Annotated in this window: 13 protein-coding genes; all 13 read left to right on the top strand. The window is 49.8% G+C overall.

What is annotated here, in order from left to right; genetic code table 11:
* Positions 1-270: a flagellar biosynthesis protein FliQ gene (fliQ, locus tag ACFFJP_RS17810; RefSeq protein ID WP_377247417.1), complete on the top strand. Its 270-nt coding sequence runs from the start codon at positions 1-3 to the stop codon at positions 268-270.
* A gap of 1 nt (position 271) precedes the next feature.
* Positions 272-1,045, top strand: a complete 774-nt coding sequence (gene fliR / locus ACFFJP_RS17805) for a flagellar biosynthetic protein FliR (protein WP_377247414.1) — start codon at positions 272-274, stop codon at positions 1,043-1,045.
* 12 nt (positions 1,046-1,057) lie between these two features.
* On the top strand, positions 1,058-2,188 hold the full coding sequence (gene flhB, locus ACFFJP_RS17800) for a flagellar biosynthesis protein FlhB (RefSeq protein WP_377247411.1): 1,131 nt from the start codon (positions 1,058-1,060) through the stop codon (positions 2,186-2,188).
* A gap of 84 nt (positions 2,189-2,272) precedes the next feature.
* Positions 2,273-4,375 (top strand): flagellar biosynthesis protein FlhA, encoded by a 2,103-nt coding sequence (gene flhA / locus ACFFJP_RS17795; protein ID WP_377247408.1) that lies wholly within the window; start codon positions 2,273-2,275, stop codon positions 4,373-4,375.
* Between the two features lie 10 nt (positions 4,376-4,385).
* The gene (gene flhF / locus ACFFJP_RS17790) at positions 4,386-5,822 is read left to right on the top strand and encodes a flagellar biosynthesis GTPase FlhF (protein ID WP_377247405.1); all 1,437 of its coding nucleotides are present in this window, start codon (positions 4,386-4,388) and stop codon (positions 5,820-5,822) included.
* A gap of 10 nt (positions 5,823-5,832) precedes the next feature.
* Positions 5,833-6,696, top strand: coding sequence for a MinD/ParA family protein (locus tag ACFFJP_RS17785; RefSeq protein WP_377247402.1), 864 nt, complete (start codon positions 5,833-5,835; stop codon positions 6,694-6,696).
* Positions 6,693-7,412, top strand: a complete 720-nt coding sequence (locus tag ACFFJP_RS17780) for an RNA polymerase sigma factor FliA (RefSeq protein ID WP_377247399.1) — start codon at positions 6,693-6,695, stop codon at positions 7,410-7,412. The genes ACFFJP_RS17785 and ACFFJP_RS17780 overlap by 4 nt, the downstream gene beginning before the upstream one ends.
* Before the next feature lie 53 nt (positions 7,413-7,465).
* Positions 7,466-7,837, top strand: coding sequence for a chemotaxis response regulator CheY (gene cheY / locus ACFFJP_RS17775; RefSeq protein ID WP_206099418.1), 372 nt, complete (start codon positions 7,466-7,468; stop codon positions 7,835-7,837).
* 26 nt (positions 7,838-7,863) lie between these two features.
* On the top strand, positions 7,864-8,616 hold the full coding sequence (locus ACFFJP_RS17770; RefSeq protein WP_377247396.1) for a protein phosphatase CheZ: 753 nt from the start codon (positions 7,864-7,866) through the stop codon (positions 8,614-8,616).
* Between the two features lie 15 nt (positions 8,617-8,631).
* Complete coding sequence (locus ACFFJP_RS17765) at positions 8,632-10,887, top strand: chemotaxis protein CheA (RefSeq protein WP_377247393.1); 2,256 nt, start codon at positions 8,632-8,634, stop codon at positions 10,885-10,887.
* Between the two features lie 11 nt (positions 10,888-10,898).
* Complete coding sequence (locus ACFFJP_RS17760) at positions 10,899-12,044, top strand: protein-glutamate methylesterase/protein-glutamine glutaminase (RefSeq protein ID WP_377247390.1); 1,146 nt, start codon at positions 10,899-10,901, stop codon at positions 12,042-12,044.
* Positions 12,037-12,780 carry a flagellar motor protein gene (locus ACFFJP_RS17755; protein WP_377247387.1) on the top strand — a complete coding sequence of 248 codons (744 nt, stop codon included), beginning with the start codon at positions 12,037-12,039 and terminating at the stop codon, positions 12,778-12,780. Before ACFFJP_RS17760 ends, ACFFJP_RS17755 begins: the two co-directional genes overlap by 8 nt.
* 1 nt (position 12,781) lies before the next feature.
* Positions 12,782-13,801: an OmpA family protein gene (locus ACFFJP_RS17750; RefSeq protein ID WP_377247384.1), complete on the top strand. Its 1,020-nt coding sequence runs from the start codon at positions 12,782-12,784 to the stop codon at positions 13,799-13,801.

The following is a 13,801-nucleotide window of genomic DNA, read 5'->3' as shown; positions in this document are numbered from 1 at the left end:
ATGACCCCAGAAACGTACGTTGACATCCTCAATGACGCCCTTTATCTGGTGATCCTGCTGGTCAGTATCATCATTATGCCTTCGCTGGTTGTCGGCCTTGCAGTATCGATATTTCAAGCTGCAACGTCGATCAACGAACAAACCCTGAGTTTTCTGCCACGGCTGATTGTGACTTTGCTGGCACTGATTTACGGCGGGCATTGGATCACACAGACGCTGATGGACTATATCACCGCCTTGTTTTTATCCATCCCGACCTTGGTCAGCTGAGATGGAATTTCCGCTATCAGTGCTGCTACAGGGCATTGCAGATTTTCTGCTGCCACTGTGTCGCATCGGTGCGATGTTTGCGCTGATGACCGGTATTGGCGCCAAAACAGTGCCGAACCGGATTAAGATTGGCTTAGCGGTGATGTTTACGCTGGTGATCATGCCGGTGATACCGCCAGTTAAAGATACCAATCTGATGTCGGCCTTTACCGTGATACAAGTGATGCAGCAATTGCTGATTGGCACGGCAATGGGCTTTATCTCGATGATTTTCATCAATACATTCGTACAGGCTGGTCAAATCTTGGCGACACAGACGGGTTTAGGTTTTTCGTCGTTAGTGGACCCGGCCAGTGGTATTAGCATCCCGACCATCGGTCAGTTTTACCTGATCCTGGCGACATTGATGTTCTGGGTCTATGACGGTCATCTGATCATGTTTCAGATGATTGTATTTAGTTTCGAATCGCTGCCGATTAACGGGGAGTGGTGGGACGTTGACAACTATCTGACCATCGCCGAATTCGGCGGCTGGATTTTTGCCACCTCACTGGCAATCACGCTGGCACCGGTCACGGCGATGCTGTTAGTCAACCTGGCCTTTGGTGTGATGACCCGTGCCGCGCCGCAGCTGAATATTTTCTCTATTGGTTTTCCGGTCACGATGATCGCAGGTCTGTTAATCCTGTGGCTGACGATGAACACCTTTATGTTTCATTTTAATCTGCAATGGCAGCACGGCATTGAAGTGACGTGCAAGCTCATTGGCTGCTGACGGAGGAATGCCATGGCTGCCGACAGCGATATGGAAAAGACCGAAGACCCCACGAGTAAAAAGCTCAGTGAGGCGGCGGAAAAAGGTAATATCGCCCGATCTCAGGATCTGGGCACCGCGCTGGTTCTGCTGGGTAGCAGCCTTGGTATTCTGATTTACGGTACAGAGCTTGCCGAAGCGACATTACAGGTATGCCGGCGGCTATTGAGCCTGAATCAAAAAGATGTGCAAGACCCGACGATGATGTCAGCGGCGTCTTACGCTGCCATAGCGGCAGTCACGCCGGCATTTCTGAAATTGTGCCTGGTGATCCTGATCGCCGGTTTTGTTGGTAATACGTTGCTGGGTGGTTTCAATTTTACTTGGTATGGTGCCAGTTTCCGACCGGATAAGCTCAGTCCTTTAGCCGGAATCAAACGGATGTTCAGCGTCAACTCATTGATTGAGCTGGTCAAAGGTGTTTTAAAAGTGGCTGTGGTGTCCGGCTCAGCATATTTGCTATTGAAGCTGTTTTTTGATGACATCATGGCGTTGTCGCTAATGACCAGTCCGGATGATATTGCCGCCTCCGTCTATTTATTATGCTGGATGTTTTTTGGCTTGTGCGCCAGTACCTTATTGATTGCTGCTATCGATGCACCTTATCAAAAGTGGCGGCACATTCAGCAGATGAAAATGACTAAACAAGAAGTCAAAGACGAATATAAAAACTCTGAAGGTAACCCTGAAATCAAAGGTCGGATCCGCGGTCTGCAGATCCAGATGTCCCGTCGTCGGATGATGCAGGCTGTACCCACCGCTGATGTGGTTGTGACGAACCCAACTCATTATGCAGTGGCGCTTAAATACGAACATGGCAAGCAACGCGCCCCCGTCGTTGTAGCAAAAGGGGTTGATCAGATGGCGTTATATATCCGCCAGATCGCTGAAGCGAATAAAGTCCCTATCATCCGCTCGCCGGCACTGGCGCGTTCTGTCTATCACACCACTGAATTGGATCACCCCATTCCGGAGCAACTTTTTTCTGCGGTGGCACAGGTGTTAGCCTATGTCTTTCAGTTGAAAGTGTATCGGCGCGGCAAAGGCCAAAAACCAAAAGCATTGGCGAAAGATCTACCAATTCCGGAAGGTTTCCGTCACTAATCAGGCTTGAGTCGGCTGCGTTGTTCCATCATGGAACGGTTTTTGCCTTAGCAGGGAGTATGTCAATTTTCCGACGGAACTCCCATGCAGTTAGCCAATGTCCTGACACGGTTTGACCGGTCCCACCTGCAACATCTGAAGGGGATCGGTACCCCTTTACTGATCCTTGCCGCCCTGGCGATGATTGTGTTGCCGATGCCGCCTATTCTGCTGGATATCCTGTTCTCTTTTAATATAGCGCTCGCATTGGTCGTGTTATTGGTGACGATTTATGTCAACAAACCGCTGGATTTTGCTATTTTTCCGTCCGTGTTATTAGTCGCGACAATTTTGCGGCTGGCGTTAAACGTAGCTAGTACCAGGGTTGTGCTGTTAGAAGGGCATACTGGCCCAGACGCGGCGGGCGCGGTGATCGAAGCTTTCGGTCACGTGGTTATTGGCGGGAATTATGCCGTCGGTATCGCGGTGTTTACCATTTTGATTATTATCAACTTTGTCGTCGTGACCAAAGGTGCGGGCCGCATCGCAGAGGTTACTGCACGCTTTACCCTTGATGCGATGCCTGGTAAGCAAATGGCGATTGATGCCGACTTGAATTCAGGCTTTATTGACCAGGACCAAGCGCGTAAACGCCGCGAAGAAGTCACGGCAGAAGCTGATTTCTATGGCTCAATGGACGGTGCCACCAAGTTTGTAAAAGGGGATGCCGTAGCCGGTTTGATCATTTTGTTTGTCGGCCTCATCGGCGGAATTTTTATCGGTACATTGCAGCATGATTTGCCTTTTGGTGAAGCGATGGAGGTATATACGCTGCTGACAATTGGTGATGGTTTAGTCGCGCAAATCCCTGGCTTACTGCTGTCGATCGGCACCGCAATCATTGTAACCCGCCAAAACAAAGAAGCAGATCTCGGCGAACAAATGAGTGGCCAACTAGGCAACTTGAAAGTGCTGACAATCGCTGCAGTTTTGCTCACCATCATGGGCATAGTACCGGGTATGCCGCATTTAGCCTTTTTAAGTTTGGCCGCTTTATTAGGTGGCACAGCCTATTTCGTGCACAAAAAATCAAGTGTGCCAGCCATAGCTGCGGGACAGGCCCGTTCCGAACTGGTTCCATCTTCTGATCTGGCACCACAAAAGGAAATTAGTTGGGATGATGTGCAGCCTGTCGATGTAATTGGCTTGGAAGTGGGGTATCGCTTAATTCCGCTCGTGGACAAAGCACAGGGCGGCGAATTACTGGCCCGGATCAAAGGGGTGCGGAAGAAACTATCGCAAGAGCTGGGATTCCTTATTCCGGCTGTTCATATCCGTGACAACCTGGATCTGGAACCCAATACTTACCGCGTTACCCTGATGGGGGTTAACACCGGTCAGTCAGAACTGCGGCATGATAACGAACTGGCAATTAATCCAGGCCAGGTGTTTGGTAATCTGAAAGGGATTGCTACCAAAGACCCGGCGTTTGGCCTGGATGCCGTGTGGATCCCACGTAATCAGCGTGAACACGCCCAGACTTTAGGTTACACCGTAGTTGATGCCGCCACTGTGGTCGCGACACATTTAAGCCAAATACTGACTAATAATGCTGCGAGTCTGCTTGGCCATGAAGAAGTGCAAAATCTGCTGGACATGCTGGCGAAGACGTCGCCAAAACTGGCCGAGGCATTGGTGCCGGATACGCTGCCACTGCGTTCTGTGGTCAAAGTGCTGCAGAATCTGTTGCACGAAGGTGTGCCGATCCGTGATATGCGGACTATCGCACAAACCTTGGTGGATACCGGTGCCCGCAGCCAGGATATTGATGTTCTGACAGCGTCCTGCCGCATTTCACTCCGCCGTCTCATCGTGCAGGAAGTCGCCGCCGGTGCTGCAGAAATTCCGGTCATGACTTTTGCCCCTGAGCTTGAACAAATGCTGCATCAGTCGATGCAGGCTGCAGGGAGCGATGGCGCTGGCATTGAACCAGGTCTGGCAGAGCGGATCCAGCAATCGCTGCGCGAAGCGTCACAACAACAAGAATTGGCTGGCGAACCTGCGGTCTTGCTGACTTCCGGCATTTTACGCAGTGTGATGGCACGATTCGTGAAGTACACCATTCCAGGATTACGGGTTTTATCCTACCAGGAAATTCCCGACGACAAACAAGTACGGATCGTCAGCGTGGTTGGCCAGGCGGGTTAGGAGTTAAACGATGAAAATAAAGCGCTTTGTTGCAAAAGATATGCGCACAGCATTGGCGGAAGTGAAGGAATTTCTGGGGCCAGACGCGATTATTCTATCGAATAAAAAAGTAGCCGGAGGCATTGAGCTGGTTGCGGCGGTAGACCCGGAAGCCAAGCCCGGCAAGGCTCCTGTGGCTGAAGAACTGCAAAAGCCCGCTGTTGCTACGACTGGCAGTCAGCTCAATATTCGTGTGGACGATGATGAACCAGAACAAGAGGCGCCGGCAGATTCGTTGCGCGCGCTGCTCGCCCGGCAGATGATCAAACAACAAAAAGCCCATGCCGAGCCGGCCGTTACAAACGACAAAAAATTGACTACAAAAGTCGGCGCTGAAGTTTTGCAATCGCCACTGTTGAACAAAAATCGTCCGGCTGCGCCGCAAGAGCGTCAGAATACTGCCACTGCGCCAGTCGCGACTGCAGCGCTGGCGGATTTCAACAAGCTACAACAGCAACAGATGCAATTGATGCAGCAGCAATTTGACAGCATGCGCCAGGAAATGGGCTCGATGAAGCAGTTACTGCAGCATCAGGTGTCTGGGCTGATGTGGCAGGACCTGGCACGACGCGAACCGGTCCGGGCCTTGGTGATCGATAAACTCTGCGAATTAGGTTTGTCAGAAGCAATGGCTGATCAACTTGCCTGCTTTATGCCAGAAGATATCGCTGATGGCGATGCCTGGGAATGTGCTCTGGAGTTACTGGCCGGTCAGCTGACCACGACCAATGACGACCTGATGCGTCGCGGCGGTGTTGTGGCTTTAGTTGGCCCGACCGGCGTCGGAAAAACCACGACTGTCGCCAAACTCGCAGCGCAATTTGCCCGTCTGCATGGCCCGGAACAGGTCGCTTTGATTACAACCGATACTTTTCGTATCGGCGCATTTGAACAGCTGGCCACTTTTGGTCGTATCATTGGTTGTCCGGTAAAACAAGCTAAAGATCACGAAGAATTAGCCTTACTGTTAACGCAGTTGCAGCAACGTAAACTAATCCTGATCGATACAGCAGGTATGAGCCAGCGCGACGTTCGTCTGGCAGAAAAACTCTCAGCGCTGATGCATAATTCGCGTGTCAAAATAAGAAGTTATCTGGTATTGTCTGCGACCTCGCAAGCCCGTGTAATGCAAGAGACCGTGGAACACTTTAAACGAATTTCATTGTCGGGTTGTATTTTCACAAAACTTGATGAATGCTTAAGCTTGGGTGAAATTATCAATATCGCAATTCAAAATGCTTTACCAGTCAGTTATTTGACCAATGGTCAACGGGTTCCTGAAGACATTGAAGCTGCTCAGGCCAAATTGATGGTAACGCAGGCTGAACAACTCCGACTGGCGCATAGCAATGCAGGCCATCAGTGGTATCAGGATGTAGCAGCCCGGGCGGATGGAACCTATGCATAATCATGAATTAATGTTTGATCAAGCCAGCGGCCTGAGAAGAATGAAAAAGCAGATGGTAAAAGTAATAGCAGTGACTGGTGGGAAAGGCGGTGTTGGTAAAACCAACGTTACGCTGAATCTGGCTATGGCTATGGCCCAAATGGGTAAAAAGGTTTTAGTGCTAGACGCCGATCTCGGCCTCGCCAATTGTGACGTGATGCTAGGTCTGCGTGTCGAGAAAAATTTGTTCCACGTGTTGGCCGGCGAAGTCGAACTCGACGATATTCTGATAGAAGGTCCATTTGGCATCAAAATCGTGCCAGCGACTTCTGGCACACAATCAATGACGGAACTGAGCCCGGCCGAACACGCAGGTCTGATCAGGGCTTTCAGCGAATTACGTACCCCTTTTGATGTACTACTGGTCGATACTGCAGCCGGTATTTCTGACATGGTATTGAGCTTTTCACGCGCCTCCCAGGATGTTCTTGTTGTAGTCTGTGACGAACCGTCATCCATTACCGACGCGTATGCACTGATGAAGATCCTGAGTCGGGAACATGCAGTGCAACGTTTTAAAATTGTCGCTAATATGGTTCGTAGTCTGCGCGAAGGGCAGGAATTGTTTGCCAAGTTAAGTCGGGTAACAGATCGTTTTTTGGATGTCACGCTTGAACTGGTCGCGACTATTCCTTTTGACGAGAACGTGCGTAAAGCGGCTCGAAAACAACGCGCTTTTGTTGATGCATTTCCAAAAACACCGGCCTCGCTGGCGGTGAAGACGCTTGCGACCCGCGCCGTGCAGTGGCCGGTTCCACCCAGCGCTTCGGGGCATCTGGAGTTTTTTCTTGAGCAGTTGGTTCAGCCGCAATCGGAACGGCGGGGGATGATGTGAATAGTCGTTTAGCAGCATATGGCGGAAATAATCAGCTACAGTTGCTGGTAGAGAAACATGCGCCACTGGTTAAACGAATTGCATACCACTTATTGGCGCGTTTACCTGCTAGTGTACAGGTCGATGATTTAATTCAATCTGGCATGATTGGTCTGATTGAAGCGGCAAAAAATTTTGACAATACCAAAGGTGCCAGTTTTGAGACCTTTGCAGGGATCAGGATCCGCGGATCTATGCTTGATGAGATCCGCCGCGGTGATTGGACCCCAAGGTCTGTCCATCGTAACTCCCGTTTAATTGCTGAAACAATCGCCGAACTCGAAGCAACATTGGGTCGAGACGTAAAAGATGTTGAAGTTGCTGAAAAACTTGATATAACTTTAGATGAATATCATCACATGCTCAGTGACGCGAGTAATGGCCGTATCGTTGGTATGGAAGACTTAGGGATTAGCGAAGATGCGCTGGTCACTGCAAATGATAAGCAGGGTGATCAGCTGTTTGAAGAACAGGCCAGCGATTCGTTCCAGCAAGCATTGGTAAAAAATATCAGTAGCTTACCGGAGCGCGAGGCAATAGTATTGTCACTCTATTATAATGATGAACTCAATTTAAAAGAGATTGGCGAAGTACTGAGCGTCAGCGAATCTCGGGTGAGTCAAATTCATAGTCAGGCATTGCTGCGGTTGCGGTCGCGGATGCAAGACTGGTTGTAAATTTTGAGAATAACCACTGGGGTATCTCGTCGGAGGGGATTTTGGATAAAAATATGAAAATTCTCGTGGTAGACGATTTTTCTACTATGAGACGCATCATTAAAAACCTGTTACGTGATTTAGGCTTCACGAACGTACAGGAAGCAGATGATGGCAGCACGGCTCTGCCTATGCTGCAAAATGGTGATTTTGATTTTGTCGTCACCGACTGGAACATGCCAGGAATGCAAGGGATTGATTTGTTGCGGGCTATCCGCGCAGATGCAAGACTGAAGCATATCCCGGTTCTGATGGTCACTGCTGAAGCCAAAAAGGAGCAGATTATTGCTGCTGCTCAGGCCGGAGTGAACGGTTATATCGTTAAGCCATTTACTGCAGCAACATTACAAGAGAAGTTATCAAAAGTATTTGAGCGCTTAGGTTAAGCCGTATCTGACACAGGAGTGGCGCTATGTCTGCATATACGGCACCTATAATCACCCTGCAACAGGCGCGCGAGCTTGTGCAGTTGCTGGAGATGGGCGAGCAGGATGCCGCCAACGAGCTGGTTCAGGGACTTGCGGTGCCAGGTTCGTCTGAGCTCTTCGCCGAAGTAGGGAAACTGACTCGGCAACTGCATGATTCTCTCAAAAGCTTTCAGGTCGACCCCTCCATCAGTAATTTGCTGGAAGAGGATATTCCTGATGCCAAACGCCGGTTATCGCATGTCATCGACATGACTGAGCAGGCGGCAAATCAAACTATGGACGCAGTTGAAACTTGTTTACCGATTGCGGACAAGCTGAGTACTAGTTTGAATGCAATCCTTCCTGAATGGCAAAAATTGATGACCAGGAACCTAAAACTTGGTGAATTCAAAGCCTTATGCCATAGTTTAAATAGTTTTCTACATGAATCCACAACCAATGTTAACGCATTGCAAGGGTCAATGACCGAAGTGCTGATGGCACAGGGATTTCAGGACTTAACCGGGCAGATCCTGCGCCGCGTGATAGAACTGGTTCGAGAAGTAGAAGACAGCTTGATCGGATTATTAACTGCATTTGGACATGTCACTGTCGCTGCTGACGCCAGACCTGCTGTAGTACGCAAGCCCAAAGCCGGGCATGAAGCCGAAGGGCCGATTATTGATGCCGGCAGCCGGAATGATGTAGTGCAGGGACAGGATGATGTTGACGATTTATTATCGAGTTTAGGGTTCTGAGAGAGGTAAGGTGGCATGGGCTTTGATTTAGATGAGGATATTTTACAGGATTTCCTAGTCGAAGCCGGCGAGATCCTGGAAGCATTGGCAGAACAGTTGGTCGAACTAGAAAACAACCCCGACGATTCTGCTTTGCTTAACGCAATATTTCGTGGATTTCATACGGTTAAAGGCGGCGCTGGTTTCTTGTCCCTGACAGAGCTTGTTGATGCCTGTCATGGTGCAGAAAACGTTTTCGATATTTTACGCACAGGTAAGCGTCGCGTCACTTCCGAATTGATGGATGTGATTTTGCAGGCACTTGATGCGATCAATGAGATGTTTGCCAATGTGCAGGCACGCCAGCCACTGGAGCCTGCAACGCCGCAATTGCTGGAAGCATTGCATCGCCTCAGCGAGCCTGAAGGCGCGGATGAACATCATGCGGCCCCGGTAGCAGAACCGGAAATGAGCATCGAATCCTTTGATGCTGCGGTTTCGTTTGAAACAGATGCAGAACCTGTAGCTGTCTCAGGCTCAGTCGATGATATTAATGATGATGAGTTTGAACGACTGCTCGATGAGCTGCATGGCGGTGGCGCTCCTGGGCGCGACGCAGCACCGGTGGCTGCTCCAGTCATAGCTGCCGCAACGTCGTCGAATACAGACATAACCGATGATGAATTTGAAGCGATCCTTGACCAGTTACACGGCAAGGGTTCATTTATCCCCGGGCAGACCGACCCTGCAGCACCTGTTACTGCTCCGGCCAAACCTGCGGCGGCGCCAACACCTGCAAAAGCGGCCGCAAAAGCCGGCGATGATATCAGTGATGATGAGTTTGAATCGTTGCTAGATGAATTGCACGGCAAAGGCAAAGCCCCGGTGGGTGTTGCTGCTGAAGCAAAACCTGCAGTTAAACCTCAGGCTGCACAACCTGCTGCTTCGGCAACACCTGCGAAAGCCGAACCGGTAAAAGCTGAAGCTGCAAGACCTGCTCCAGCACCTGCTCCAGCGCCAGCACCTGCACCTATCGTAGCAAAAGAAAAAGATAGCGGTGATGGCGACAGCAAAGGCGCAGCTCAGGCCGACACAACAGTGCGGGTCGATACCAAGCGGCTTGACCAAATCATGAATATGGTCGGCGAGCTGGTGTTAGTGCGTAACCGACTGGTGAGTCTGTCAAGCGTTGCGCAGAATGAGGAAATGAGCAAAGCCATTTCAAATCTTGATGTTGTCACCGCCGATTTGCAAGGCGCCGTGATGAAAACTCGGATGCAACCGATAAAAAAAGTATTCGGTCGTTTTCCACGCGTAGTTCGAGACCTTGCGCGCTCACTGCAAAAAGAAATCAATCTTGAGCTGGAAGGCGAAGAGACCGATTTAGATAAAAACCTGGTCGAAGCGTTGGCCGACCCACTGGTGCACTTAGTACGCAATTCTGTGGACCATGGTATTGAAATGCCTGATGTTCGGGTCAAATCTGGTAAACCTAGGAATGGTCTGGTAAAACTAGCGGCTCAACAGGCAGGCGATCACATTTTACTGACCATTCAGGATGACGGCGCAGGGATGGACCCTGAAAAGCTGAAATCTATCGCGATCAAACGTGGAGTGCTGGATCCTGATGCAGCTGCCCGTATGTCAGATACTGAAGCGTTTAACCTGATTTTCGCGCCTGGTTTTTCCACTAAAGAACAGATATCTGACATCTCAGGCCGCGGCGTGGGCATGGATGTGGTGAAAACCAAAATTAACCAGCTCAATGGTACCGTGCATATCCATTCAAAGCTGGGTCAAGGCACACTGCTGGAGATTAAAGTCCCACTGACGCTGGCGATCCTGCCGACGTTGATGGTCGTCGTTGGTAAGCAGCCATTTGCTTTGCCTTTGGCTACAGTCAATGAAATCTTTCATTTGGACCTGTCGAAAACCAATATCGTTGACGGCCAATTAACGATAGTGGTTCGGAACAAAGCAATTCCTCTGTTTTATTTACAACACTGGCTGGTTCGTGGCTCCGATAAAAAATTGCGCCGAGAACAAGGTCATGTCGTGATCGTGCAGATTGGTACGCAACAAGTTGGTTTTGTTGTAGATTCTTTGGTCGGACAGGAAGAGGTCGTGATCAAACCGTTGGACGCATTATTACAGGGGACTCCAGGCATGGCCGGAGCTACCATCACATCGGATGGTAGTATCGCGCTGATACTTGATGTGCCTAATCTGTTAAAGCACTATGCGAAAAAATCCAAAATCAAATTTGACCGTTTTAATAACTTAGTGTCATAGGAGCCAACTCTATGGCAATCAGAGTATTAGTGGTTGATGATTCAAGCTTTTTTCGTCGTCGTCTGACTGAAATTATTGCGGCTGATCCGGAGATGGTCGTCGCTGGCACCGCAAATAACGGCCGTGAAGCGGTTGAAAAAGCTTTGGAATTAAAGCCTGATGTGATCACGATGGATGTTGAAATGCCCGTGATGGATGGCATCCAGGCTGTGCGCGAAATTTTGAAAACACAGAGAATTCCAATTCTGATGTTTTCATCATTGACGCACAACGGCGCTAAAGCCACGTTGGATGCGCTTGAGGCCGGAGCAACGGACTTTCTCCCCAAGAAGTTTGAAGATATCGCACGGGACAAGGCTGATGCCATTGATTTGCTGCGTCAGAGAATAAAAGCTGTTGCTAAACGGCGTTTGTCGGTGAAACCGGCAACGCCAGCGGTAACCCCGCCGGCGCCAATCAGCCGACCGGTAGCAGCCCCGATCGCCCGGACGCCAGCAAGTCGAGCCGAATTGCTCCGAACAGTTGATCGACTAGACTCGTCTGAAAGTCTTGATCGGCCTTTCAAGCCTACCGGCAAACAATACAAGATTGTGGCGATAGGTACCTCAACAGGTGGACCGGTAGCGCTACAAACCATCATAACGGCCTTGCCTGCGAATTTTCCTCTGCCAATTTTGTTAGTACAACATATGCCGGCTGCTTTTACCGGCGCTTTTGCTGCACGCCTAAACACATTGGCAAAAATTGAAGTCAAAGAAGCTGCAGATGGAGACGTCTTGCGCCCCGGCGTGGCTTATCTCGCACCCGGCGGTAAACAAATGCTGTTAGAAGGCTCTGAGACACATTGTAAAATACGTATCAAAGAAGACGATTCTCCGCGGATCACATTTAAGCCCAGTGTAGATATTACTTTTGGCAGTACCGCAAAAGTTTTTCAAGACAAGGTCTTAGCGGTGGTTTTAACTGGGATGGGATCAGACGGCAGGGATGGTTCTCGTTTGCTGAAACAATTCGGTTCACGGATCTGGGCTCAGGATGAAGCCAGTAGCGTCGTATATGGTATGCCGCAGGCAGTCACTGCTGCGGGACTGACAGATGTTGAAGTGGGTCTGGCTGATGTTGCGTCGAAGCTGATTTCGGAAGTTGGTCATGGATAGACTGGCACTATTAGGCCTGACGCTTGGATTGTTTGCGATTGCTAGCGGTTTTACGTTACATGGCGGCACGCTGAGTACACTGTTTGATTTACCGGCGTTGGTCATCGTCATTGGCGGTACGCTGGGAGCTGTACTGTTTCAGACGCCATTGCCGCAGTTTACTATAGGTATCAAGATGCTGGCCTGGGTGTTTAAGGCTCAGTATGTACCATTAAATGCAACTGTCGAGCGACTGATTAACTGGGGCACTGCAGCCCGCACCAACGGTTTCTTATCATTGGAAGCGGAAGCGCTGCAGGAATCAGATCCATTTTTACACAATGCGCTGAATCTGTTGGTGGATGGTATCGAACCGTCAATCATTCAGGATGCTCTGGATACTGAACTGACGTTGGAACGGGAACGATTACTACGCAGTGCTAGAATATATGAATCGATGGGCGGCTACAGCCCGACTATTGGCATTATCGGTGCTGTCCTTGGCCTGATCCAAGCCATGCAGAATATCAATAACCCTGAACTCCTTGGTAGCGGGATTGCGACTGCTTTTGTCGCGACTATCTACGGTGTCGGATTTGCTAACCTGATTTTTATTCCGATCGCGAACAAGTTAAAAGCGGTAGTGATACAACGCTGTCTGTACCAGGAGTTAATTGTGGAAGGTGTGGTGTCGATTGCTAACGGCGAAAATCCGCGGGTGATTGAGCGTAAGCTTGCAGCATACCGGGTGAGCTGAAATGTACAGGAATCGGGTCCGCCATCAGGACAACGAACAAGAACCGCTGGATCGCTGGTTGGTGTCATACGCCGATTACGTCACGTTAATGTTTGCGTTGTTTGTAGTGCTGTATTCGATCGCTATTCATAAAGAAGAGCAATACAAGACCATTTCAGAGACACTATCGCAGGTGTTTGAAAAACCAGTGGATAAGCAAACTGGTGTCACCGGAGACGCGGTACTGACCGATAACCAGCCGAAAAGCGATTATCAACAGTTCGGTACTTCGCTGGAATCTGCCAGCGGCCCTGAAATTGTCGCGGATGCCAAAGAACAGCCCGTACTGGAGAAACCTCAGTTTGGTAACCCGCTGGTCTCATTACAAGAACAACTCACACAGTCTTTGGCAAACCTCATTGAAAAAGGCGTTGCTAAAGTGGAATCAGATGAAGATTGGTTAACTATCCAGCTAAACAGCGGACTGTTATTTCCAAGCGGCAGTGGTTCACCAATAGCTTCCGCTGATATCGTGCTGAAAGAGATCGTCACAGTGCTGAATCAGACCAATAATGTGATCAGAGTACGTGGCTATACTGACAATGAGGCTATTCATAACGAAATTTTTGATTCTAACTGGGAGCTGTCAATGGCTCGGGCGATGGCTGTGTTGCGCCGTTTACAGGCTCTTGGCGTCAAACCAGATCGGATGGCTGCGGAAGGTTACGGTCAGTATGCTCCATTTGCTGACAATGCAACGACCGAAGGCCGTATTGAGAACCGTAAAGTCGTGATTGCAGTGTCGAAATTGTCAGCTAAAGGCTCTGGCAGTAGTTCGTCGGATGCTTCGGTAGATGTCAGTGCTTTGCAGCAGGCCGCGGAGAATCCTGAAGGATTGCCGTCCCCAGCGCAATCTCAGATGGAACCCGCAGAGATCTCTGCAGACGGAACAATCAAAGTAATCCGTTTGCCGCATGGTGGTATTAAAATTACGTCAGCGGCAGACAGTCCGCCGCCGGCGCAACAAAAACGGGATAATTGA

The sequence above is a fragment of the Rheinheimera tilapiae genome (assembly GCF_042432165.1).
Taxonomy (GTDB): Bacteria; Pseudomonadota; Gammaproteobacteria; order Enterobacterales; family Alteromonadaceae; genus Pararheinheimera; species Pararheinheimera tilapiae.
The sequence above is the reverse complement of the archived record's forward strand: the minus strand, read 5'-3'. Positions and strand labels throughout refer to the sequence as shown.